We start from the raw sequence: 23586 nt of genomic DNA, 5'->3' as shown, positions 1-23586 counted from the left end.
TCCGTTCCGGGTTCAGCCGTGCCGGACCCGCCCGGGCAGCAGCGCCGCGGCCACCGCCCCGACCGCGACGATTCCCGCGCCGACCCATACGGCCGGCACCAGTCCGTCCACGTAGCTCTGCGGGTCGGTGTAAGCGCCGTACGAGGCGAACACCGAGGCGAGGACCGCGATGCCCATGGCCACCCCGACCTCCCGCACGGTGTTGTTCGTCCCCGAGGCCACCGACCGATACGTTTCGGGCGCCGCCGCCATCACCACGGTCGCCAGCGGCGCGAAGGTCAGCCCCATCCCTACCCCCGCGAGCAGCAGCGGCGGGACGAACGTGCTGTAGGCGATGTCGACCGTGGTGATCGCCGCCATCCAGCCCAGCGCCACCGCCAGCAGCACCTGCCCGGTCACGAGCAGGATCCGGGCCCCGACCCGGTCGATCACCAGGCCCGCCAGGGGCGCCACCACCATCGGCGCCATGGTCCACGGCATGGTGCGGATCCCGGATTCGAGGGGGGTGTAGCCCTGCACGACCTGGAAGAACTGGGCGAGCAGGAAGATCGACCCGAAAACGCCGATGGAGAAGGCGAAGGCCACCACATTGGCGACGCTGAAGGCGCGGACCCGGAACAACCGGGGCGCCAGCATGGGGGCCGCGGCCCGATGTTCCCAGGCGATGAGGCCGCCCAGCAGGATCACACCGCCGAGCAGGGCCGTCAGTACACCGGGCGAGGTCCAGCCGTCGTCGGCGCCGTGCACCACGCCCCAGACGATCGCCAGCACCCCGGCCGAGCTGAGAACGAGCCCGAGCGGATCGAGCCGGCCGCCACCGCCGCGTGAGTCGCGCAGGGTCCAGAGCACCAGGGGCAGCACCAGGATCCCGATCGGCACATTGATCCAGAAGATCCAGTGCCAGTTCAACCCATCCACGACCGCTCCGCCGAGTAGCGGACCGACCGCGACCCCGAGACCCGAGATACCGCCCCAGATGCCGATGGCCGCGCTGCGCATCCGTTCCGGGACCGCGTCGGAGAGCAGGGTCAGCGACAGCGGCATCACCGCGGCGCCGCCGAAGCCCTGCAGCACCCGGGCGGCGACCAGCATCCCCGGGTCGTTCGCGACCGCACAGGCGGCCGAGGCGACCGTGAACAGGGCGATTCCGGCCACGAAGACGCGGCGGCGCCCCAGCCGGTCGCCCAGCGCGGAGGCCGTGAGCAGCAGGGCGGCGAAGGACAGGGTGTAGGCGTTGACGAACCATTGCAGGTCGCTGAGCGAGGCGTTCAGTTCGGTGCGGATCACCGGGAGCGCGTTGGTGACCACCAGATTGTCGAGCGTGACCATGAACATCGGGATTCCGACCGCGGCGAGCACGGCTGCCAGCGGACGGCGAGGCGGTGTGATGCGAGAGACGGTCTCGGCGGCCGACCGCGCCGGGGACGAGACCGTCTCGGGCGGGTTCAGTATTTCGGTCATGTCCAGTCCTTGTTGTAATCGACTGATAACTAAGTCGTTCTTACGGTATGCATTGACTGATAACATGTCAAGGACGTCAAGGACGTCAGGGATGCAGAGGAGTCTCAATGAGGAAGTCAAGCTGCGAGCGCGACCGGTGGGACGGGGGTGAATTCGCGGTTGTCGCGCAGCAGTGCCCACAGGACACCGACTCGTCGGCGGGCCAGGGCGATGATGGCTTGGACGTGCTTGCATCCCTCGGCGCGTTTCTTCAGGTAGAAGTCGCGGTTGGGTCCGTCGCGGATGATGCTGGTCTGGGCCGACATGTAGAACACCCGCCGCAAGCGGCGACTGTACCGTTTGGGCCGGTGCAGATTGCCGGTCCGCCGGCCCGAGTCACGGGGGACCGGGACCAGCCCGGCGGCCGACGCCAGGTGCCCGGCATCGGTGTAATTGGACAGATCACCGGCGGCGACAACCAGCTCCGCACCCAGGATCGGCCCGATTCCCGGCAGGGACTCGATGATCGCGGCTTGCGGATGACCGTGGAATATCTCACGGATCTGGCTGTCGAGCTGCTTGAGCCGGTCGTCCAGGGCGAGGATCTGCTTGGCCAGGTCTGCGACGATCTGCCCGGCGGCGTCCTCGCCGGGCAGTGTGGTGTGCTGGGCCTGAGCCGCTTGCACGGCGGTGTCGGCAACGGTGTCCGCGGCGCGGACACTGCGGTTGGCCAGCCAGGCCGTGAGCCGGGTCCGGCCGCGCCGTCGGATCGCGGCCGGAGTCTGATAGCCGGTCAGCAAGACCAGCGCGCCCTTGTGGCTGTTGTAGTCGAAAGCCCGTTCCAGAGCGGGGAAAATGCTGGTCAACACGTCCCGCAGCCGGTTGATCATCCGGACCCGATCGGCCACCAGGTCGGTGCGGTAGGCAGTCAGCAACGCCAGGTCGGCAGCGAGCTGGGCCGGCACCTCGATCGCGGTGAAGTCGTTGCGGTGCCGAGCGGTTTCAGCGATGACGTAGGCGTCGCGGGCATCGGTTTTTGCTTCACCGCGGTAGGCACCCGACATGCGGTTGACGGTCCGGCCGGGCACATAGACGGCCTGATGGCCGTGAGCGGCGAGCAACGCCAGCAGCAACGCCGAGGAAGACCCCGAGATATCCACCGCCCAGTGGACTTCTTCGGCCAGGCCGCAGATCTCGCCGAGCGCGGTCAGGATCGCCGACTCGTCGTTGATGATCTTCTTCGACCACAGGGTCGCACCGGTCTCATCGACCACCGCCACCCAATGGTGGCCCTTGCCGGCATCGACACCAGCCCACGCACGGGGCCGCTGTTGGTTCATTCGTTCCTCCGAGTTCTGAACACGACAGTCCCGGCCCGAGGGAACACCCCGCCATCATCTCCGTAATCAGCGACCGCACATGGCGCGCAATTCTCAATTAGCAGTCAGGGCGCCCCGGAGGGTCGGACGGCCACTCCTCTGAAGCCACATAAGGCAGAGAACCATCAGCCACATCCGGCCCTCCCGGGCCGCCTAACAACTTACGGAGAACCATGCCGGAATCGAGCAGGACCAGGATGACCGCCGAAGAACGGGGCGAACAGGTGTTGACGGCGGCGGTATCCGCCTTCGCCGAGTCCGGCTACGTCGCCACCCGCACCGACGAGATCGCCCGCCGGGCCGGAGTCTCCCAGCCGTACGTCATCCGGCTCTTCGGCTCCAAACAGCGACTCTTCCTCGCCGCGGTCGCCCAGGTCTGCGATCGCATCGAGCAGTTCTTCACCGAGGCCGCCGTCGGCGCGGACACGAACGACCCGATGAGCGCCCTGTCCGTGGCATACGACCGGTTCCTGGCGAACCGGGAACTCCTCCAGGTGCTCCTGCACGCCTTCGCCGCCGCGGCCGATCCCGAGATCGGCCCGGTCGTCCGCGAACGATACGGCCGGATCTATCGCCTGATCCGCGAACTGACCGGCGCCTCGGTCACCGACTGCCGGCGGTTCCTGGCGACGGGCATGCTGCTCACGGTCATGGCGGCGCTACAGGTCGCCGGACCGGACGCCGTCCCCGCCGACTGGGCGGATGAACTGTTCACGGACCTGATCGAAAACGGGACCTGACCGCACCGGATCAGTCGCGGCCGAACCGGACGCGCGAGTTCGCGTAGAGGCAGATCGCCGCCGCCGAAGCCAGATTGAGGCTTTCGGCCCGCCCCCGGATCGGGATACGGATCCGATGCCGGGCCCGGCGCGCCACCTCCGGATCGAGGCCGTGGGCCTCGTTTCCGAACAGCCAGGCGACCGGCCCGGTGAACAACTCGTCGGCGTCGTCCAGGTCGATCTCACCGTCGGCGGCGGTCGCGACCGTGGCGATCGCCGCGGATTCCAGCCGGTCCAGAACCGCGGCGGTGTCGCGCTCCCGCACGACCGGGACGTGGAACAGACTGCCCGCGCAGGCGCGCACGCATTTGCCGTTGTGCGGATCCACACTGTCACCGGCGAGGACGACGGCGTCCACGCCCACGGCATCGGCCACGCGAATGAGCGTGCCCGCGTTCCCGGGGTCGGCGATACCGACGGGGACCGCGAGCATTCGCGGACCCTCCCCGCCCGGCTCCGCCGGCACCACCCGGTCCAACGGCATATCGACCAGATCGCACACCGCCACCAAACCGGGCGGCGTCACCGTCTCCCCCAGCGCCTGCGCGGCCCGATCGGAGACGAGCGTGGTCCGCACGCCGCCGGCCTCCGCGCCCGCGATCAACGCATGCTCACGGGTAGCGCCTTCGACGGAGTAGAAGAGTTCGCGAACCCGGCCGGTCTCCAGTGCGGCGCCGACGGAGTTGGCGCCCTCGGCGAGGAACCTGCCCGCCTTCTTCCGCGCCGCACTCCGGTGCAGCTTCACCGCGGAAACCACCCGCGCATTCCGCCAGTCCATCGGTTCTCGTGGGTCACGCACCAGGCGATCCTAGAGCGCGCCTGTCTCAGCACTCGCGGAGACGGGACCCGGTCGGCCGCCGGCCAACGACACCGACGACCTCACCGAAGTCCAGCGCCCGCGCTGCCGCACATCTCACCGGACGCCCCGAAGTGAGAGCCGCCCACGGCTAGGAATTGCTCTCCAGGAATTCGCGCAGGAAGCAGAGCGGGCAGATCGGGTCGAAAGGTGCTGTCGTCGTTTCGATTCGGGTCGTCGGCGCGGCGGGCTCGACCGGGATTCCGGCCGGGGCGGCGGCCGCGATCATCGGCTGGAAACCGATCACCAGCGAAACCGACACCGTAGCAAAGACATTCAGAACGATTCGCCTCACGATCACGCCGAGCCGGTTCGCCGCGTTGATCATGGCGACCAGATAGACCAGCGCGGCGATCTGATCGTCGTCGTAGTGCTCGCGGACCCCGGCCCACGTCGCATCGGACACACCCGTGTGGGCGTCGGCAAGCCGGGTGCCCTCCTCGGCGAATGCGAGTGCGACCCGCTCGGCCTCGGTGAAGACAGTGGACTCACGCCAGGTCGCCGCAAGGTTGATCCGGACGGCGGGTTCTCCCGCGGCCGCCAGCTCTTTCGCGTGCGCGTCGACGCAGAAGCCGCAGCCGTTGATCTGACTGGCGCGCAGTTCCACCAGTTCCATCGTGGACTTCGGCAAGGTCGATTGCAGGATCAGCAGGCTGGTGTTCGCGAACCTCTTGCCGATCTTGGCGCCGAGCTCGTTACCGGTCAGGTCGAAACGGGGTTCCATCGTGTACTCCTCATTCGTGGTGCTGGATCGAACGACCATGAGACGAAGGCCGCCGGATCCCGATAACAACGCGTTCACGTGATGTGCATCACTGCTGAAGTGGTGTGACAAAACGGCAGGGTCCGGCGTCTGGTGGATGACACCGCCGAGCGAACGGAAAGTCCCATGACCGCCACCCAACAGACCACGCCCGCCCCCCGCACCGCGGAAGACAGCCGCGCCGACCGCGCTACCGAGGCCCCAGACCCGCGACGCCTTCGAAGCGTTCCGGCGAGCGGTCGACACCGGTGATCTGCGGGACCTGCTCGACGTCCTCGCACCCGATGTCGTCCTGCTGACCGACGGGGGCGGAGTGGTGCGGGCGGCACTGTCGCCGGTCGTGGGGGCGGACCCGGTGGCGGCCGTACTGAGCAGGATCGCGGGCGCGGCGTCGCTGCGACCGGCAGAGATCAACGGTCACCCGGCGCTGATCGTCCGGGTCGACGGCGCGATCGACACCATCGTGGCGATGCGCATCGACGACGGACTCGTCACCGGGCTCTACGCCGTGCGCAACCCCGCCAAACTCTCCCGCGTGCACCAGGAGACCGCCCTGCACCGCTGAACCGGTCAGGCTATCCAGAACGGTCCGCACCTGATCGGCCGACTTCCCGCGAGTGTTGATCGTGTAGTCGGCGCCGTTCCGTTCGGCGACCTCGAGTTTGCTGCCGGTGCTGGCGAACGCCACCACGGTCGCTCCGCCGCCGATCCCAACCGGCTCACACGGCAGGCATCATGCCTCTATATTAGAGGCATGATGACGTCTCCGACTCTGACCGCATGGCAGTCCGGGAACATTCGGGCGCTGGCCGCGACCGTCACCCACGATGTGGTGTTCTCGAGCCCCGCAACCGACTATCGCGGGCACGCGGCCGCCCTGCACATCATCGGACTGATCGCCGAGGTCCTCGAAGAACCCGCCCGCACCGGCCGATGGGGCGACGAGCGCGACACGCTCTCCCGATTCAGGGCCCGGATCGGAGACGACGAACTGAACGGAGTGCTGCACGAGGAATACGACGCGACCGGCCAGTTGACCCACATCACGCTGTTCCTACGGCCCTACGCCGCACTACGCGCGGCGATCGGCGAGATGCGCCGGCTGCTGGAGCAGTCACCGCTCCCGATCCGATCCACATGAGCCGCGACCTCTCGGTGCCAGAACCCGGAAGGCCGGTCCGCGGATCGACTACCGGGCGCCCGATCATGGCCCTGCTCGACCTGGTCGGCCGACGCTGGGCGCTGCGCATCCTCTGGGAGCTCCACCGTGCGCCGGATCCCCTCACCTTCCGCGAACTGCGCGCCCGCTGCGACGACATGTCGTCCAGCCTGCTGACCCGGCGACTACACGAACTGGGCGGGACGCGAATCGTCGCACGCGCCGCCACCGGTTACGTCCTCACCGATTCGGGGCGGCAACTGATCGACCATCTGCAGCCACTCACCGCCTGGGCCGACGGGTGGGCCACGAACCTCGGCACCGGACCGTAGCGCCCGATCCCACCGAAAACCCGCCCACACCCGGAGCACCCGATGCACGCGACGTCTCCGGCCCACCCGAAGGGAAACGGACAGTGGCGTCGGGGCCGCAGATTTAGCTGTAGAGACAATTACTGTCTAGACATCTATCCTGTTCGCATGGAACATGCCACCGTTCTGCGGACCGCCTCCCTGCTGCACGACTCCGCCCGCCGGTTGTCTAAACTGCTCGACCGGCAACTCGCGCCGCACGATGTGACAGCGCAGCAAGCCGCCCTGCTGGTCAACCTCGCCAACGGCGAGACTCGCCCGAAACAGCTCGCCACGGCGCTGGGGACCGACACTGCGGGAACGACGAGACTCGTCGATCGCCTCGAAACCAAGGGGCTCCTGCGGCGCCACCGCGCGACCGCCGACCGGCGCGCAGTGGTTCTCGAACTCACCGACGCCGGCCACCGACTCACTCCCGCACTGGTTCCCGCCTTCGCGAAGGCCGCCGCGAGCTTCTTCGACGAGATCGCGGACACCGATATCCGGAAGACAGGCGACCTGCTGGAACGCGCCCTCGCGCACACCACTCCCCCGCAGGAAGATTCGAGTCGATGACCCGATAGGTGCATTACGCCGGCCACGTGGCACGGACCGAGCTGTGCAACGACCGATGGGAATTCGTGGGAGCAGCCGCCGCTCTCGCGCGCTGCCGTCACGCCCGGGCGTAACCAGACCGGCCTCGCTCGGCTAGCGCTTGCGCCCCACAGCCGCATATCCCGCCGCGGGCGGCTTCGGCGCGCCGGTGTCCAACTGCGTGACGTTGGGGGCCGGCGGCGCTTCGGCTCCCTCGGGATACCAGCTGTCGATGGCGACGATTCCGGGCTCGAGCACATCCATCCCATGGAAGAAACGCGAAACTCCCTCGCGGGTACGGGCTTCCATCTCGATACCGCTCTGCCGATACGCCTGCACCGTGCCCTCCACCATCACCGGGTCGAAATCAGTGGTCAGGTGTGTCATCACCAGGAACGAACCGGATGCCAACGGCGCCAGCAATGTGTCGATGATCTCGTAGATCCGGTCACCGGGCACGAAATGGCACAGCGCGATGAGGCTCAGCGCGACCGGATTTCCGAAATCCAGGGTGTCCCGGACCGCGGGATCGGCCAGGATCCGATCCGGTTCGGTGACATCGGCCTGCACGTATTGTGTTACGCCCTCCGGCGTTCCGACCAGTAGCGCTCGTGCGTGCGCGAGCACGATCGGATCGTTGTCCACGTAGACGACCCGCGCGTCGGGCGCGGATTCCTGCGCGACCTGATGCAGATTCGGTTCGGTCGGGATACCGGTGCCGATATCGAGGAACTGCCGGACGCCCGATCCGCTCAGGTGGCGCACCGCACGCGCCATGAACGCACGGTTTCCCCTGGCCACGGCCCGAACCGAGGGAATGGCCAGCTCGATCTGCGCCGCCGCCTCCCGATCAGCCGGATAGTTGTCCTTACCGCCCAGGAAGTAGTCGTAGATGCGGGCACTGTGGGCTCGGTCCTGTTTGAGATCTACCGATCCGTTGCGGTCCACCACGATCCACTCCTCACTCAGCACAAACCCCTGCGACGAGTTAACCACGCGACAGCCGGGGTGATCGCCGACTCCTCGCCGCGACGCAGGCGCTCGGCGCCCGTCCGACAGGGAGAGGTCAGCGGCCTTCTTGCCGGCCCGCTTCCAACACCCCACCGGCGGCGCGCCAGTCGACCAGTCCGCCCGACATGTTCCTGGCCTCGAAGCCGTGATCGATGAGTAGATTGGCGGCGCCGTAGGAGCGCAGGCCGCCGGTGCAGAAAGTGATCAGGAGCCGATCATCCGGCAGTTCTTCGCAGCCCGCCGCCAGCTGTTCGAGCGGGAGGTGGACAGCGCCGGGAATGCGGGTGCGGTTCCATTCGAAGTGCCGGCGCACATCCACGATCAGCGCACCGTCGCGAACGGCGTCGATCGCCTCCGGCGCTGAAACCGAGGGTGCGCGATAGAGGTAGTGGCGGATGCTCATGGATATGCCCTCACTTCGTCGGCCGATAGTCGGTTCGAGCTGTTCACGACTCGCGCAGCCTCGATAGCTTCAGCCTAACTGAAGCTTCACTCGATCCTCACCGGAGCTTCGGCTCGATATCGGTACAGACCGGTGGGCACCGACCCTGCGGGGCCGGGACCCCGACACCGGGGACGCCGGGTAAGCGACCGAAATACGCCGATCCGTGCCCGGTCCGGAACGCACGAAAGCCCCCTCCCGAAGGAGGGGGCCTTCTGCACAGCGGACCGGACGGATCGCCCGGGAGCCGGTATCCGACTCAGGCAGCCGGGGCGTTGACGTCCTCCGGCAGCGCGGCCTTGGCGACGGCGACCAGGCCGGCGAACGCCTGCGGATCGGAGACGGCCAGCTCGGCGAGGTTCTTACGATCGACCTCCACACCGGCGGCCTTCAGGCCCTGCACGAAGCGGTTGTAGGTGATGTCGTTGGCGCGAGCCGCGGCATTGATCCGGGCGATCCACAGCTTGCGGAAGTCACCCTTGCGGGCCCGGCGGTCCCGGTAGGCGTAGGTGAGCGAGTGCAGCTGCTGTTCCTTGGCCTTGCGGTACAGCCGCGAGCGCTGCCCGCGATAGCCCTTGGAGGCCTCGAGGATGGAACGGCGCTTCTTCTGAGCGTTGACGGCCCTCTTGACGCGTGCCACTGGTCAGTCCTGTTCGATCTTGGGGGTGCCTGGTGAGCGCACCCGAGTGGGTCGGTTCTTCGGCGTCCGGTCGCGTATGCGGTACCGGACGGTATCGATCCCCGGGAAGGGAATCAGATACCCAGCAGCTTCTTCACACGACGGACGTCGGACGGGGCGACGGCCTCCGTGCCGTCCAGACGACGAGTCCGGCGGCTGGACTTGTGCTCGAGCAGGTGCCGGCGGTTGGCCTGCTGACGGCGCAGCTTGCCCTTACCGGTCACCTTGAAACGCTTCGAAGCGCCGCTATGGCTCTTCATCTTCGGCATGGCAACCTCAATCTGTGTCGTGCCCGCGCAGGGGCGGACCAGGTGTACTGATCAGCGTTATTGCGGGCTCGACGCAATATCGCTGCGGCGTACGCCGCGGTGGTTGCGGCGTGATGCCGCAGTGTTCACGGCTACGCCGTTGTTATTGCGCGACCGGCCGACCGGCATTCGGAGCCGCGCCGGGCTGCGGCCGGGCTGCCGAATCCTGCGCGGCCTTGGCCCGCGTCTTCGCACCCTTGTGCGGGGCGAGGACCATCGTCATGTTGCGGCCGTCCTGCTTGGCCGAGGTCTCGACGAAACCCAAATCCGCCACATCGGAGGCCAGCCGCTGGAGCAGCCGGAACCCGAGTTCGGGCCGGGACTGTTCGCGCCCCCGGAACATGATGGTGACCTTGACCTTCGACCCCGCCTCCAGGAACCGCACCACATTGCGTTTCTTGGTCTCGTAGTCGTGATCGTCGATCTTGGGCCGCAGCTTCTGTTCCTTGATCACGGTCTGGACCTGGTTCTTCCGGGACTCGCGCGCTTTCTGCGCGGTCTCGTACTTGAACTTGCCGTAGTCCATGATCTTGCAGACCGGCGGACGTGCGTCCGGCGCGACCTCTACGAGGTCGAGGTCTGCCTCCAGGGCGACGCGTAGTGCATCTTCAACACGCACGATCCCAACCTGTTCACCGCCGGGTCCGATGAGCCGGACCTCGGGAACACGGATGCGATCGTTGATGCGGGTCTCAGTGCTGATGGGGCCTCCTAGGTCTAGCGGTGTCATCCGACGACCGCTCGAAATGAACCCCTTGTTCAACACGAAGGCCCCGTTGCGGTATTTCGCCGCGACGAGGCCCGATGTCGACCGGTCCGTGCAGGCCATGGGCCTGCACCGCGATCCCGGCTGAGCGGGATCGTACAACCCACCACCTGGATGGGTGACCGGACCGTCTGACCAGGCGATCACTCGCCGGCAACGGTGGGAGTCGGGCTCCACTTGTCTGCCCCGGACAGGACCGGGGCGGTCGTCGCTCGAAATTCTAACAGCTGCTGTTCGGATCTCCGAATCGAGCTCCGGCGCCCGGCTCGTAAATCAGTTGCCGGGGGCGGGACCGCCTGCCAGGCTCGACGCCCGTGAGCGACCGACGTGACCTGCTGCGCTGGCAATTCGACCTGGTCTGGTCGCTGGCCGCGCTGCATTTCCAGGCCCTGACCGACGACGATACGCACTGGGCGCCCGCGGCAGTGACCTGGACGGTGCGTCGCGGCCCCGACGGGCGATGGCGGCCGGACTTCGCGGAGACCGAACCCGATCCCGTGCCGGTCCCGACGGTCGCCTGGCTCACCTGGCATATCGGCTGGTGGTGGAGTTCGGCGATCGCCCATGCCGAAGGCCGGACGATCCCCGCACGCACCGAGGTGCACTGGCCGGGCGCTACCGCCGCCGCCCTGACCTGGCTGAGCGCGCTGCGCGAGCAATGGCTCGCGGTGCTCGATCGCGCCACCGACCCGGATCTGGACGCCGCCGCGTCCTACCCCTGGCCGGTCGAGGCCGGGCTGACGGTCGCGCACCTGGCGGCCTGGGTCAATGCCGAGCTGATGAAGAACGCGACCGAGATCGGCCAGTTGCGGATGCTGCGCGCCGCCGGACCGGGTCGGTGACGAGGGCGGCCGGTTCTCTAACCTGAGGTCATGACCGAACAGCCCGAAGCCGACGTGCGCGAACTGGCCGATATCCCCGCGGTGGAGGTGATCAGCCGCGCCGCCGTGATGCTGATGAGTTCCGCCGCGGAGAAACTCGGGCTCGGCGACGCCGACCCGGACAACAGTCCGCAGCGGGATATGGATGAGGCCAGGCGGGTCATCACCGCGCTGGCCGGGCTGATCACCGCGTCGGTGGAATATCTCGGACCGCACGCCGGGCCGCTGCGCGAGGGCCTCCAGTCATTGCAGAGGGCGTTCCGGGAGAGTTCGGCGGTACCCGACGCACCCGGAACCGGGCCCGGTGAGAAGTACACGGGCCCCGTCCACTGACCGCTTACCCGCTGTAGGGGACCTACGATTCCCGGCGATCCCGGCGATCCTGATTCTCGACGCGCTCCGGCGCGGACTGTGCCCGTTACCGCGGATCGGTAGCGGACACGGTCCGTGTCGGAGTGCTCGTCCGTAACCGGCCCCGACCGCCGGGCCGGGGCCCGGGTCAGCGCAGCGCGGCCGCCTTACGGGCCAGCCGTTTCGCCTTCTGGGCATCCGGAGACTTCGCGGCCTTCTCGCCCGGTTCGCTTGCAGCGGCGGCTTTCGCCGCCTTCTTCGCCGGCGCCGCGGTCTTGCGTGCCGGCCCGGACTTCCGCTTCGGGGAGTTCGTCTCCGCGACCGGCTGTTCCAGGATTTCCTTCAGGAACTGGCCGGTGTAGCTGGCCGGGATCGCGGCGAGGTCCTCGGGTGTGCCCTCCCCGACCACGGTGCCGCCGCCGGAACCACCCTCGGGACCCATATCGATGACCCAGTCCGCGGTCTTGATCACGTCCAGGTTGTGTTCGATGACGATCACCGAATTGCCCTTGTCCACCAGGCCGTTGATCACCGCGAGGAGTTTGCGGATGTCCTCGAAATGCAGGCCGGTGGTGGGTTCGTCGAGTATGTAGACCGTCCGGCCGTTGGAGCGTTTCTGCAGTTCGGCGGCCAGTTTCACGCGTTGCGCCTCACCGCCGGACAGCGTGGTGGCGCTCTGCCCCAGCCGTACGTAGCCGAGCCCGACATCGACCAGAGTCGCCAGATAGCGGTGGATGGAGGTCACCGGTTGGAAGAATTCGGCGGCCTCCTCGATCGGCATATCGAGGACTTCGGCGATGGTTTTGCCCTTGTAGTGCACCTCCAGCGTTTCCCGGTTGTAGCGCGCCCCGTGGCAGACCTCGCACGGTACGTACACATCCGGCAGGAAGTTCATCTCGATCTTGAGTGTGCCGTCGCCCGAACACGCCTCGCAGCGGCCGCCTTTCACATTGAACGAGAACCGGCCGGGTTGATATCCACGCACCTTGGCCTCGGTGGTGGAGGCGAACAGGCTGCGGATCTTGTCGAACACCCCGGTATAGGTGGCCGGATTGGACCGCGGCGTGCGGCCGATCGGCGACTGGTCGACCCGCACCAGCTTGTCCAGCTGATCGAGTCCGTTGACCCGGGTGTGCCGGCCCGGCACCTGGCGCGCGCCGTTGAGCTTGTTGGCCATGACGGTCGCCAGGATGTCGTTGACCAGGGTCGACTTCCCGGACCCGGATACGCCGGTGACGGCGGTGAGCACGCCCAGCGGGAACGCCACATCGATGCCCCGCAGATTGTTCTCCGTCGCCCCGACCACGGCCACCCGGCGCTTCTTGTTCACCGGCCGCCGCACCAGCGGGATCTCGATCCGTTCCCGGCCCGAGAGATAGGCGCCGGTCAGCGATTTCTCATCGGTCAGCAGATCCGCGTAGGTCCCGCTGTGCACGACCTCACCGCCGTGCTCGCCCGCGAAGGGGCCGATATCGACCACCCAGTCCGAGGCGCGGATGGTGTCCTCGTCGTGTTCGACGACGATCAGGGTATTGCCCAGGTTCTTGAGCCGGGTCAGGGTTTCGATCAGGCGACGGTTGTCGCGCTGGTGCAGGCCGATCGACGGCTCGTCCAGTACGTACAGGACCCCGACCAGCCCCGAACCGATCTGGGTGGCCAATCGGATTCGCTGCGCCTCGCCGCCGGAGAGCGTGGCCGCCGCCCGGGACAGGGTCAGATAGTCCAGACCCACATCGAGCAGGAACCCCAGCCGCGCCTGGACCTCCTTGAGCACCTGCCCGGCGATCGCGGCCTGCCGCTCCCCCAGCGTCAACGCGTTGAGGAACTCCGAGCATTCGCGGATGGAGAGTTCGCTGACCTCGGCGATCGATTTCCGCTCCGACTCCGCCGCGAGAGTGACCGCCAGAATCGCCGGACGCAGCCGCGCCCCGTTGCACACCGGGCACGGGACGTCGCGCATATAGCCCTCGTAGTGCTCCTTCATCTGCTCGGACTCGGTGGAGTCGAGCCGTCGCTGCAGGAACGGCATGACCCCTTCGAAATCGGCGTAGTAGGAGCGCCGACGGCCGTAGCGGTTGGTGTACACGATGTGCACCTGGTCCGAGCTGCCCTCGAGCACCGCTTTGCGGGCCCGGGGCGGCAGCTCCCGCCACGGCGTGTCCAGGTCGAATCCCTGCGACTGCGCCAAGCCGGACAGCAACCGCAGGAAGTATTCGGCGCTCTGGCCGCGCGACCACGGCGCGATGGCCCCGTCGGCGAGGCTCAGCTCGGGATCGGGCACCACGAGTTCGACGTCGACCTCTTTGCGGACGCCGAGACCGGTACAGTCCGGGCAGGCGCCGTAGGGCGAGTTGAACGAGAACGAGCGCGGCTCCAGGTCCTCGATATCCAGGGGATGCCCGTTGGGGCAGGCCAGCTTCTCGGAGAAACGGCGTTCCCGATCATGGGCGTGCTCGTCACGGTCCACGAAATCGAGCACAACGATTCCGTCGGCGAGCCGCAGCGCGGTTTCGACCGAATCGGTCAACCGCTGCTTCGCGGTGGATTTGACGGCGAGGCGGTCCACCACCACCTCGACATCGTGTTTTTCCTGTTTCTTGAGCTTGGGCGGATCGGTGAGCGGATACACGACACCGTCCACCCGGACCCGGGCATAGCCCTGGGCGTTGAGCTGGTCGAAGAGGTCGACGAACTCACCTTTGCGGGTGCGCACCACCGGCGCCAGTACTTGGAATCGGACGCCCGGCTCCATGGCGAGTACCTGGTCGACGATCTGCTGCGGAGACTGTTTGGCGATGAGCTCCGAGCACACCGGGCAGTGCGGTACACCGGCGCGGGCGTACAGCAGCCGCAGGTAGTCGTGTACTTCGGTGATCGTGCCGACGGTCGAGCGGGGATTGCGGTTGGTGGATTTCTGGTCGATCGAGACAGCCGGTGAGAGTCCCTCGATGAAATCCACATCGGGTTTGTCCATCTGGCCGAGGAACTGCCGGGCGTAGGCGGACAGGGACTCCACGTACCGGCGCTGCCCCTCGGCGAAGATCGTGTCGAACGCCAGGCTGGACTTTCCCGAACCGGACAAACCGGTGAAGACGATGAGACTGTCGCGGGGCAGATCGAGATCGACCCCCTTGAGGTTGTGCTCCCGAGCTCCGCGCACAGTCAGGCGTTCCGCCACCAGGTCGGTCCCTTCTCGTTTTCGTTCGTCGTCGATGCTGCCGCCGCGATCTGTGTCACCGTCGCACCGTGACACGCGTCAGCGCGGAGGACGGCCCGATTCGCCCGGTCGACGTGTTCGACTCGGGCCGCAGAGCGAGCCCGCGGTGATGGTAGAACCGACCACCGACAAGTTTCGCCGAACGGCCGGTACCGAGTGGACTACGGTGCGCGACCCGGCCGCCGCACCCCTCCCGACCGGGCACTGCGGCGGTCCCTCGGAGCGACCGCCGAAGACCCACGGCGGGGGCGGGCCGGGACGGCCGCACTTCTCCAGAGTAGGTCAACGGCGCATATCCGGGCGGCGTGGCACCCACCACACCTCTCAGGCGGTGGGCGCGGGGGCCACCCACCGCTCAGGCTCGCGAGAGTGAGCCCGGCCCCAGGACAACCATCGAGTTGTTGCCGCCCATCCCGAGCGACAGTTTGGCGGTGAGGCCGGACCCCGCACGCGACGGGCCGTCCAGCAGCCGGGGATGGGCGGGAGCGACGGCGGGCGGAGCCGGGATCACCCCCCGCTCGTAGCCCAGGGCCGCGGCCGCGATCTCCACCGCACCCGAGGCCGCCTGGCAGTGCCCGACCAGCGGTTTCATCGAATACACCGCGGGCCGATCGGCGAACACCCTGGTCAGCAGGTCACGTTCGGCCCGGTCGCATTGGGCTGTCCCGGTGCCGTGCGCGTTGAAGAAGTCGATCTGGCCGGGGCCGACCCCGGCATCGGCCAGCGCCATCCGGGCGCAGTCCACGATCCGGTCGTGGCTCGGCTCCACCGAAACCACGTGATGGGCCTCACTGTTCATCGCCCCGCCGAGCACCGTCGCGTAGGCACGATCCGCCCGGCGAGTGAGGACGAACCCCACCGCCGCCTCCCCCACACTGAACCCCCGGCTGCCCTCCTGGAACGGCCGGCACCCCTGTAGTGATTCGACGTCGACGACGGCGGCGCCGAGCTTCGCGAAGTGCCGGACCAGGTCCGGTGTGGCCGGCAGGTCCGAGGCGATACACACCACATCGTCCACCAGTCCGGCCGCGAACCACAGCCTCGCCTGCAGCATCGCCACATTCGACGAACTGCACGCCGCCGACACCCCCATCACCGGACCGGTGAAACCGAAGGCCTGGGTGACCACCGAGATCGGCGTGGACGGCAGCAGCCGCAGGAAGTCCCGGCCCCGGAACCCGGGCCCGGCCGGCCCGGCGAAGTCCCCCCAGTGCCGTACATCGCCCAGTACGGCCGCGTGCACCAGCCCGACCCGTCGTCCGGGCACCCAGCCGCGGCTCCGGGCATCCGTCACCGCCTCGTCGACCGCCGCGAACACCGCGCGGCCGTAACGGGTGCCGCCGATCTCCGGATCGCCGCCGTCGGGGACCAGCGCCGCCCACCCCCCGGTAGCCGGATCGAGTCCGTAACCGGGTTCGAACCGCGCCGCGGATCTCCCGCTCAGCACGCCGGCCCAGAATGTCTCCCGGCCCCATCCGTACCCGGTCACGGCACCGATCCCGGTAATCGACATAAGATCGAATCTGAGTCCGGTGCCCGTCATGACATCTCCCTCGCCGGTCCCCGGCCGTTCGGCACCGTCGGGAAACACGTTGTGGCGTGATCATTGGAGAGATCACGTCCACAAGTAAGAATTTTATGCGTGTGGATCCGGGCGTAGCGCCGTGTTTGAATGTCCGGGTCAACCGACGATGGGGGTTGGTATGGAGGAGCGCAGGGCTTCCGCCGCCGAGCAGCTCGCGCATCGGTATCGCTCCCTGGTCGAGCACTCCCCGGACGGCATCTGTGTCCACGAACGCGGCATCGTCGTCTACGCCAACCCCGCGGCCCTGCGGATCATGGGCGCCAAGAATCTCGCCGAGGTCCTCGGCCAGAACATCATCCGATTCGTGCACCCGGACTTCCGCCAACCCATGTACGAGCGCATAGCGGGCCTCACCGCGACCGGTATCGCCTCCGAATCCACCGAGATGACCCTGCTCGCGCTGGACGGCCGCGAGGTGCCGGTGGAGACCGTCTCGGTCCTCACCGCCTGGCACGATCGGCTGGCCTATCAGGTGGTCATCCACGATCTGAGCGCACAGAAATCCGCCGAGCGCGCCCAGCGCCGGGCCGAACAGCACTTCACGACAGTGGTATCGCAACTCGAGGAAGGGGTGGCGGTCATCTACCGGGACGGGACCATCGCCTCGGCCAACCCCGCCGCCCGGCGGATCTTCGGTATCGACGACCAGACACAGCTGGTCGGCTCCGATATCAACGAATTGCCCCTGGAACTGCTCGACGCCAACGGCCGGCCCATGCCCCGGACCCGTCACCCGGTGGCGCGAACCCTCACGACCGGCGAGACCATCACCGCCTTCGTGTTCGCGATCGTCCGCCCGGACGGCCAGCGGCGCTGGCTGGCGGTATCGAGCCGGCTGCTGAATCCCGACGAGCGGGGCACGGCGGCGGTGTGCTCGTTCGCCGATATCACCGAGTACTTGGCCAGCCGCCGCCAGCTGGAATACCAGGCCACCCACGATCCGCTCACCGGCCTGGCGAACCGGTCGCTGATCCTGTCCCAGCTGTCGGGGGCGCTCGCGGCCAGCGGCGCACACCAGCGGGTGTCCACCGTGATGTTCATCGACCTCGACGGATTCAAATCGATCAACGACACCATGGGGCACGCCATCGGGGACACCGTGCTGCGGATCGTGGCCCATCGGCTCCAGCGCGCGTTGCGCGCCGAGGACCTGGTGGGCCGCCTGGGCGGTGACGAATTTCTCGTCCTGCTGGCCGGACGGCCCGGCGACGAGGAGCTCGAGCCGCTGGTCCGCCGGTTGCGCGCGGCCATGGCCGAACCGATCGTCGCCCGGGGGCACCGGATCGCGGTGAACGCGTCCATCGGCGTGACCACCCTGGAGCCCGGCGATACGCGCACGCCGGAGGCGGTTCTGCACGACGCCGATGTGGCCATGTACGAGGCCAAACCACCGGGGCCGCGCGATGGCGCATTGGGACGCGGACGGCGCGGCGACAACACCAACGCCTCCTGACCCGCACTGGGACGACCTGCGGAAACACCATCCGATCCGAACCCACAGTAGACTCGACAACTCTGTGCACGCGATCCCGCCGTGTCCCGCCGAGCCCGTCGGGCCGTGGGTGAGAAGGAGTCAGAACTTGCCCGATAACCGCACCGAGGAACGCCCCACCGCCCTGGCCCCCGACGAGGCGCCCCCGGACACGGCGACACGGGACCTCGATCACGAGCAGGCGTATCTGTCGGTGTTGTACGAGCGGCTCGACGGTATGCGCGCCTACGCCGATAAACGGCTGCGCACCGTGCTGCTGGAAACCGGCGGGACTCCGCAGGCCCGCACCGAACGCGAATCGTTCACCCAGCTCTACACCGAGGACCTGGCCAAATACGATGCCGCCGAACACGGCCTGTGCTTCGGCCGGATCGATCTGGCCGACGACGACAGCAACGCCGAGCAGCGGTACATCGGCCGCCTGGGCATCCTCGACGAGGACAACGACTACGAACCGCTGCTGTTGGACTGGCGTGCACCGCTGGCCCGGCCGTTCTACCTGGCCACCACCGCCGCGCCGGACGGAGTGCTGCGCCGCCGCCACATCCGCTCACGCAACCGCCGGGTCACCGCGGTCAATGACGAGTACCTCGATCTGGAGGTGGCGCGGCAGGCCGGGGCCACCGCGTCGGAGGGCGGGGTCGGTAGTGAGAGCGCGCTGCTGGCGGCGCTGAACGCCGCGCGCACCGGGCAGATGTCCGACATCGTGGAGACGATCCAGAGCGAACAGGACGCGATCATCCGGGCCGAGCACAAGAGCGTGCTCGTGGTGCAGGGCGGGCCGGGCACCGGTAAGACCGCCGTGGCCCTGCACCGCGCCGCGTATCTGCTCTACACCTACCGGCAACAGCTGGCCAAGAGCGGCGTGCTGATCATCGGCCCCAACGCCACTTTCCTCGACTACATCGGTCAGGTGCTGCCCTCGCTCGGTGAAACCGGTGTCCTGCTGTCCACCATCGGCGACCTCTACCCGGGAGTGAAGGCCACCCGGTCGGATTCGCTGCGCGCCGGGGAGATCAAGGGCTCCACGAGTGTGCTGGACATTCTGAAGAACGCCGTGCGCGACCGGCAGCAGGTGCCCGACGAGCCGATCATGCTGAGTTTCGACGGCTACCCGGTCACCGTGGACCGCAAGATCGTCACCCGCGCGCGCGGCCGGGCCCGTTCCTCGCGCCGGGCGCACAATCTGGCCCGCCCGATCTTCGCGTCGATGGTGATCGAAGCCCTCACCGACCAGCTGGCGCACACCATGGGCGCGGATCCGGCCGGCAACGGCCGCAGCCTGCTCAGCGCGGCCGATCTGTCCGAGATCAGCGACGAACTGCGCGCCGACCCCAAGGTCCAGCGCGTCCTCGCCGAGCTGTGGCCGTTGCTCACCCCGCAGCAGGTGCTCGGCGAGCTGTTCGCCGACCCGCGACGCCTGGAGCGCGCCGCCGGCAAACTGCTCGATCCCGCCGACCGCGCGGAGCTCGTGCGCACCGGCACCGGCGAGTTCAGCCCCGCCGACGCACCGCTGCTGGACGAACTGGCCGAGCTGCTGGGCACCGACGACGCCGAGGAACGCGAACGCGCCCGGCGACGCTGGCGCGCCCAGCTCGCCGAAGCCCAGGACGCCCTGGACATCCTGACCGGTTCGGCTCCGCAGGACATCGAGGACGAACTGGACCCCGAGATCCTCATGGCCTACGACCTCATCGACGCGAGCCAGCTCGCCGAACGCCAGCAGGTGCGCAACCGGCAGACCACCGCCGAACGTGCCGCGGGCGACCGGACCTGGACCTACGGCCATGTGATCGTGGACGAGGCGCAGGAACTGTCGGAGATGGCCTGGCGCATGGTGATGCGGCGAATTCCGAACCGATGGATCACCGTCGTCGGCGATATCGCGCAGACCGGCGATCCGGCGGGCGCGCGCTCGTGGTCACAGATGCTGGAGCCGTACGTGGCGCGGCGCTGGAAGCGCACGGAACTGACCGTGAACTATCGCACCCCGTCGGAGATCATGGCGGTGGCGGCGGATGTGCTCGCCGCCATCGATCCCGACGCCCGGGTGCCGCGCTCGGTCCGTGATTCCGGGCACCTGCCGCGTGCGCATCGGGTGCCGGCTGCGCAGGTCGAGGCGACTCTGGCCGGGCTGCTCGCCGAGGAGCGGGGGCCCGGAACCGCCGCGGTACTGGCGCCGGCCGGGCAGCTCGACGGATTATCGGGTCTGGCAAGCGAATCCGTGCGAGTGCTGACGGTGACCGAAGCCAAAGGCCTGGAGTTCGACGCGGTGTATCTGGTGGAACCGCATACGGTGATCGCCGAATCGCCCCGGGGCCACAACGATCTGTACGTCGCCCTGACCCGGGCCACTCAGCGGCTCACCGTGGTGCACAGCGAGGATCTGCCTCCGGAGCTGAGCCGACTGACCGACTGACCCGGCCGGGACCGTATCAGCAATACGCCCTCGCCCCGCCCGGATCTGTTGTCCTGGGCGGGGCGAGGGCGTATCGCGGGACGAAATCAGCGCACGGTGTGCACGATCAGGACGTCGGATTTGGATTTGCGCGCCACGTCCGAGGGCACCGAGCCCAGCAACCGCCCGGCCAGGGTGTTCAAGCCGCGGTTGCCGACGACGAGCAGATCCGCCTGGGTTTCCCGGATCAGATTCAGCAGGGATTCGACCGGCTCGCCCACGATCGCCTTTTCGACGATCTCCTTCGCGCCCGCGGCGGTCGCCCGGTCCCGCGCGACGCGCAGAATCTCGTTGGTGGGCGCCGAACCACGAACCTGGTACGCCTCGTCCTTGAGCATATCGCTCGCGGCGGCGACGTCACGGTCGTCGGTCGGGTAGTAGGCGCAGGCCACGATCAGCGTCGAACCCGCGGCGCCGGCCAGTGAGGCGGCCTTCTCCACTGCGACGTACGACGAGTCCGAGCCGTCGGTACCGACGACAATGGTCCGGTAGGCGGTCATTCTCTCCTCCAACTGTGCGGGGTATAAACGCGGCTGCGCCGGAAGCTCGTGGAAAGTCGGGCAACGGTGCAGCGACTGCGTAGACCATAGCCGTATCGAACGCCGGAATATCCGGATTCGTTGTACATCACATACGTCGGTGGCAGCGGTGGTGTTTCACATTTCGCCGGGCCGACCGATAGACGGCCGTGTCTACCTGGTGATTCTCGCTCAGTCGGGCGCAAACCTGTGAGCGATCACAAGGAATACGAACACTGTTGAGCCCGTGGGATTTTCCTCACAGTGCCCGGCGCCCCGCCGGTACGTGGCGGGGCGCCGGGCACTATTACGCCGACGGTCAGAGCGAGAACAGCGGACCCGTTATCGTCAGGCCCAATTCATCGGTGTGCGCGAAAAACGCGAAAAGCATGACGCAGGCGCCGGCCAGCGCGAGATCCTTGTTGAACTGGATGGTCTCCATCTGGGTGGCCTCGGCGTCGGTTTCCTTCCAGAAAGCGTGCATCATGATCATGGTCGGAACCAGCATGATCAACAGCAGCAGTGCGCCCAGGTCGGCCCAGATCCCGAACAGAATGCTGATACTGCCCAGCAGCATGAGCAGCCCCGAGGCCCGCACCGCCATCTCCGGCATGGGTACGCCCTTGGCCTGCGCGTAACCGGCCATGGCCTTGGTCTGGGTGAAATGCCCCAGTGCCGAGCTCAGGAAGAGAATGACGAACATCACCCGGCCGATCAACACCACGACATCCATGTTCAGCTCCTCATCTGTCGCCGACAGGTACCGCCTACGTGAGATGTTCACATCGATTATGAGGCAGGCAGCACCTTCGAGGTCACCTCATCGCGCGAGCGTAACGAATTCTTGGCATATTCCAGCGGAGCCATTCCGACTTCGGCGGTGAACTCACGAGTGAAATGCGCCTGATCGAAATACCCGAGTTCGGCCGCGAGCGCGGCGAGATCCGCGGTGCGACCGCGGGCCAGCAGGTCCGCCCCGTCCTGTAATCGATATCGCCGCAGCACCCATTTCGGACCCGCACCGATATAGCGGCGAAAGAGACGCTGCAAAGTCCGCACCGGTACCCCGAACCGCTCGGTGACCTGGTCGACCCTGGTCAGCTCCGGATCGTCGGACATCGCGGCGGCGATACGCGAGACGAGCCGGAAATTGGGGTCGTCGGGGTGCGGGCGGGTCGCGAGATGGTCCTCCACCACACGCCGGCGGCCGGGGTCGGTGGGTTCGGCCAGCACCCGGTCGACCAGGTCGCCGATATCGGGCATCACCTCCGCCAAGGGGACCGCGCGATCCCGGAATGCTCCGACATCGAGGCCGGTGAAGGCCCCGAATCCACCGGGCCGGAATCGCACCCCGAAGGTTTCCCCGCTACCGCTGAGTTCGCGAACGAATTTCCTGGTGCAGACACCGTTGACGAAACCCCCGCGCCGGTCACCGTCCTGTTCGAAGGTCAGGTGCACACACGGGTACGGGAGGACCTCGGCGAAGTAAGGGGCGCGGCCGCGCATATCCCAGCGCACCGACCAGTACCACTCGACGTACGCGGCGACCCGGCCGTCGGCCGGGAGCCGGTTCAAGCTCCGATAGCGTTCCTGTTCGTGCGGGTGCAGGATCGCCTTGCGGTCACCGGGCGCGGGCACCCCGCTTCCCACCTCCGCTCGGTCGGTCATGGCCGACCACACGGGTTACGGCGAACGGTCGCCGGACGCCTCGATTTCGCGTGCCCAGGTTCCGATGGGACGGGCGCCGCTACGGCCGCGGCGAGCCGTGGCGCGGCGGGCCCCGTGGCAGGGCGCATCGGGTCGGGCGATCCGGCCTGAGCCTCGATCACCCGTCCGGCCACGCCGGCCCGGCCACAATGTTCTCGTGGCCGGGCGCGCCCACCGACCGGCTCGGCATCGGCGCAGCGCCCGGCGCAACCGCAACCGTCGCCGGGTCGGGGCCACACCCGGCGTGCACCGCCGGCACGGGCGCCGAAGGCCGACCCGCGTGCCCGACCGGCCCGATCTCCCGGCGCCGCGGGCTGTCGCTTTCTTACAAGATCTCGGCCGCCCGCCCCGGCAGAGTCGAGGATATGAGCGAAACAGTGAATCCCATCCCCGCCGGCTACCACTCGATCACCTGCTTCATCGCGGTCGGCGACGGCAATGCCGCGATCGACTTCTACTCCGCGGTGTTCGGCGCCGAGGTGGTCTCCCGCAACGATATGCCCGACGGACAGCCCGCCCACGCCGAACTGAAGATCGGCGATTCCACCCTCCAACTGGGCGGCCCGGTGCCGGACCAGAACGTCCTGGCGCCGACCGGTGACTGGGTGCACACCTCTCTCGTGCACTATTGCCCGGATGTCGACGGCGTGATCGCACGTGCCCGCGAACACGGCGCGAAGGTCGCCGAGGATCCGGCCACCTTCGTCACCGGTGACCGGTACGCAGCGCTGCTGGACCCGTTCGGTCACCGCTGGGTCGTGATGACCAAGGTGGAGGACGTAACCCGCGAGGAGGCCGAGCGGCGCGTGAGCGAGTGGATGGCCACCCAGGGCTGACCGCGCCGTGGGCCG

At 67.9% G+C, this 23586-nt stretch carries 23 protein-coding genes and 1 pseudogene; 10 read left to right on the top strand and 14 right to left on the bottom strand.

Going from position 1 to position 23586, the window contains the following annotated elements; translation table 11 throughout:
• Positions 1–12 precede the first annotated feature (12 nt).
• Both OG804_RS31960 and OG804_RS31955 read right to left on the bottom strand, forming a co-directional pair.
• Positions 13–1461, bottom strand: coding sequence for an MFS transporter (locus OG804_RS31960; protein ID WP_328392416.1), 1449 nt, complete (start codon positions 1459–1461; stop codon positions 13–15).
• A 116-nt stretch (positions 1462–1577) separates the two neighbouring features.
• The gene (locus OG804_RS31955; protein WP_328392414.1) at positions 1578–2780 is read right to left on the bottom strand and encodes an IS110 family transposase; all 1203 of its coding nucleotides are present in this window, start codon (positions 2778–2780) and stop codon (positions 1578–1580) included.
• Positions 2781–3016: 236 nt separating this feature from the next.
• Between OG804_RS31955 and OG804_RS31950 the strand changes: the two genes are divergently transcribed.
• Positions 3017–3559 (top strand): TetR/AcrR family transcriptional regulator, encoded by a 543-nt coding sequence (locus OG804_RS31950; protein WP_328392413.1) that lies wholly within the window; start codon positions 3017–3019, stop codon positions 3557–3559.
• 10 nt (positions 3560–3569) lie between these two features.
• On the opposite strand, the gene OG804_RS31945 is transcribed toward OG804_RS31950, so the two are convergent.
• Together OG804_RS31945 and OG804_RS31940 are read right to left on the bottom strand one after the other, a co-directional pair.
• Positions 3570–4376 (bottom strand): TrmH family RNA methyltransferase, encoded by an 807-nt coding sequence (locus OG804_RS31945; protein ID WP_328398895.1) that lies wholly within the window; start codon positions 4374–4376, stop codon positions 3570–3572.
• A gap of 367 nt (positions 4377–4743) precedes the next feature.
• Positions 4744–5178, bottom strand: a pseudogene (locus tag OG804_RS31940) (carboxymuconolactone decarboxylase family protein); the annotation flags it as partial.
• Positions 5179–5530: 352 nt separating this feature from the next.
• On the opposite strand from OG804_RS31940, the gene OG804_RS31935 reads away from it, so the two are divergent.
• The 4 genes from OG804_RS31935 to OG804_RS31920 all read left to right on the top strand — a co-directional run bounded on the left by OG804_RS31935 (position 5531) and on the right by OG804_RS31920 (position 7302).
• Positions 5531–5782 carry a hypothetical protein gene (locus OG804_RS31935; protein WP_328392411.1) on the top strand — a complete coding sequence of 84 codons (252 nt, stop codon included), beginning with the start codon at positions 5531–5533 and terminating at the stop codon, positions 5780–5782.
• Between the two features lie 189 nt (positions 5783–5971).
• The gene (locus OG804_RS31930; protein ID WP_328392409.1) at positions 5972–6358 is read left to right on the top strand and encodes a hypothetical protein; all 387 of its coding nucleotides are present in this window, start codon (positions 5972–5974) and stop codon (positions 6356–6358) included.
• A gap of 65 nt (positions 6359–6423) precedes the next feature.
• Entirely contained in the window at positions 6424–6708 is a 285-nt protein-coding gene (locus OG804_RS31925; RefSeq protein WP_328392407.1) for a winged helix-turn-helix transcriptional regulator, read from the top strand.
• A gap of 147 nt (positions 6709–6855) precedes the next feature.
• Positions 6856–7302 carry a MarR family winged helix-turn-helix transcriptional regulator gene (locus OG804_RS31920; protein WP_328392405.1) on the top strand — a complete coding sequence of 149 codons (447 nt, stop codon included), beginning with the start codon at positions 6856–6858 and terminating at the stop codon, positions 7300–7302.
• A gap of 132 nt (positions 7303–7434) precedes the next feature.
• Here OG804_RS31920 and OG804_RS31915 read toward each other — a convergent pair whose 3' ends face one another.
• The 5 genes from OG804_RS31915 to infC form a co-directional block, all read right to left on the bottom strand.
• Positions 7435–8271: an SAM-dependent methyltransferase gene (locus OG804_RS31915; protein ID WP_328392403.1), complete on the bottom strand. Its 837-nt coding sequence runs from the start codon at positions 8269–8271 to the stop codon at positions 7435–7437.
• A gap of 115 nt (positions 8272–8386) precedes the next feature.
• Positions 8387–8734, bottom strand: a complete 348-nt coding sequence (locus tag OG804_RS31910; RefSeq protein WP_328392401.1) for a rhodanese-like domain-containing protein — start codon at positions 8732–8734, stop codon at positions 8387–8389.
• 298 nt (positions 8735–9032) lie between these two features.
• On the bottom strand, positions 9033–9413 hold the full coding sequence (gene rplT, locus OG804_RS31905) for a 50S ribosomal protein L20 (RefSeq protein ID WP_058856755.1): 381 nt from the start codon (positions 9411–9413) through the stop codon (positions 9033–9035).
• A gap of 113 nt (positions 9414–9526) precedes the next feature.
• Entirely contained in the window at positions 9527–9721 is a 195-nt protein-coding gene (rpmI, locus tag OG804_RS31900; protein ID WP_328392399.1) for a 50S ribosomal protein L35, read from the bottom strand.
• Positions 9722–9863: 142 nt separating this feature from the next.
• Positions 9864–10490, bottom strand: coding sequence for a translation initiation factor IF-3 (gene infC, locus OG804_RS31895; RefSeq protein WP_328392397.1), 627 nt, complete (start codon positions 10488–10490; stop codon positions 9864–9866).
• A gap of 350 nt (positions 10491–10840) precedes the next feature.
• On the opposite strand from infC, the gene OG804_RS31890 reads away from it, so the two are divergent.
• Positions 10841–11368: a DinB family protein gene (locus OG804_RS31890; RefSeq protein ID WP_328392395.1), complete on the top strand. Its 528-nt coding sequence runs from the start codon at positions 10841–10843 to the stop codon at positions 11366–11368.
• Positions 11369–11398: 30 nt separating this feature from the next.
• A complete protein-coding gene (locus OG804_RS31885) occupies positions 11399–11740 on the top strand; it encodes a DUF1844 domain-containing protein (RefSeq protein WP_328392393.1) in 342 nt (113 codons plus the stop codon).
• Positions 11741–11906: 166 nt separating this feature from the next.
• Here OG804_RS31885 and uvrA read toward each other — a convergent pair whose 3' ends face one another.
• Both uvrA and OG804_RS31875 read right to left on the bottom strand, forming a co-directional pair.
• Complete coding sequence (gene uvrA / locus OG804_RS31880) at positions 11907–14936, bottom strand: excinuclease ABC subunit UvrA (RefSeq protein ID WP_328392391.1); 3030 nt, start codon at positions 14934–14936, stop codon at positions 11907–11909.
• Between the two features lie 394 nt (positions 14937–15330).
• Complete coding sequence (locus OG804_RS31875) at positions 15331–16488, bottom strand: beta-ketoacyl synthase N-terminal-like domain-containing protein (protein ID WP_328392389.1); 1158 nt, start codon at positions 16486–16488, stop codon at positions 15331–15333.
• Between the two features lie 190 nt (positions 16489–16678).
• Here OG804_RS31875 and OG804_RS31870 point away from each other — a divergent pair, with 190 nt between their 5' ends.
• A complete protein-coding gene (locus OG804_RS31870; protein WP_328392387.1) occupies positions 16679–18013 on the top strand; it encodes a diguanylate cyclase domain-containing protein in 1335 nt (444 codons plus the stop codon).
• Positions 18014–18140: 127 nt separating this feature from the next.
• Entirely contained in the window at positions 18141–20471 is a 2331-nt protein-coding gene (locus OG804_RS31865) for a HelD family protein (RefSeq protein ID WP_442941697.1), read from the top strand.
• Between the two features lie 86 nt (positions 20472–20557).
• Here OG804_RS31865 and OG804_RS31860 read toward each other — a convergent pair whose 3' ends face one another.
• From OG804_RS31860 to OG804_RS31850, 3 genes are all read right to left on the bottom strand, one after another.
• Positions 20558–21010: a universal stress protein gene (locus OG804_RS31860; RefSeq protein ID WP_328392385.1), complete on the bottom strand. Its 453-nt coding sequence runs from the start codon at positions 21008–21010 to the stop codon at positions 20558–20560.
• A 337-nt stretch (positions 21011–21347) separates the two neighbouring features.
• Positions 21348–21761, bottom strand: a complete 414-nt coding sequence (locus tag OG804_RS31855) for a DoxX family protein (RefSeq protein ID WP_328392383.1) — start codon at positions 21759–21761, stop codon at positions 21348–21350.
• Positions 21762–21817: 56 nt separating this feature from the next.
• Positions 21818–22696 carry an AraC family transcriptional regulator gene (locus tag OG804_RS31850; RefSeq protein ID WP_328392381.1) on the bottom strand — a complete coding sequence of 293 codons (879 nt, stop codon included), beginning with the start codon at positions 22694–22696 and terminating at the stop codon, positions 21818–21820.
• Between the two features lie 404 nt (positions 22697–23100).
• On the opposite strand from OG804_RS31850, the gene OG804_RS31845 reads away from it, so the two are divergent.
• Entirely contained in the window at positions 23101–23571 is a 471-nt protein-coding gene (locus OG804_RS31845) for a VOC family protein (RefSeq protein WP_328392379.1), read from the top strand.
• Positions 23572–23586: the final 15 nt, after the last annotated feature.

The organism is Nocardia sp. NBC_00416 (assembly GCF_036032445.1).
GTDB lineage: Bacteria > Actinomycetota > Actinomycetes > Mycobacteriales > Mycobacteriaceae > Nocardia.
Note: the sequence above shows the minus strand (reverse complement) of the source record. Positions and strands in the feature narration are given on the sequence as shown.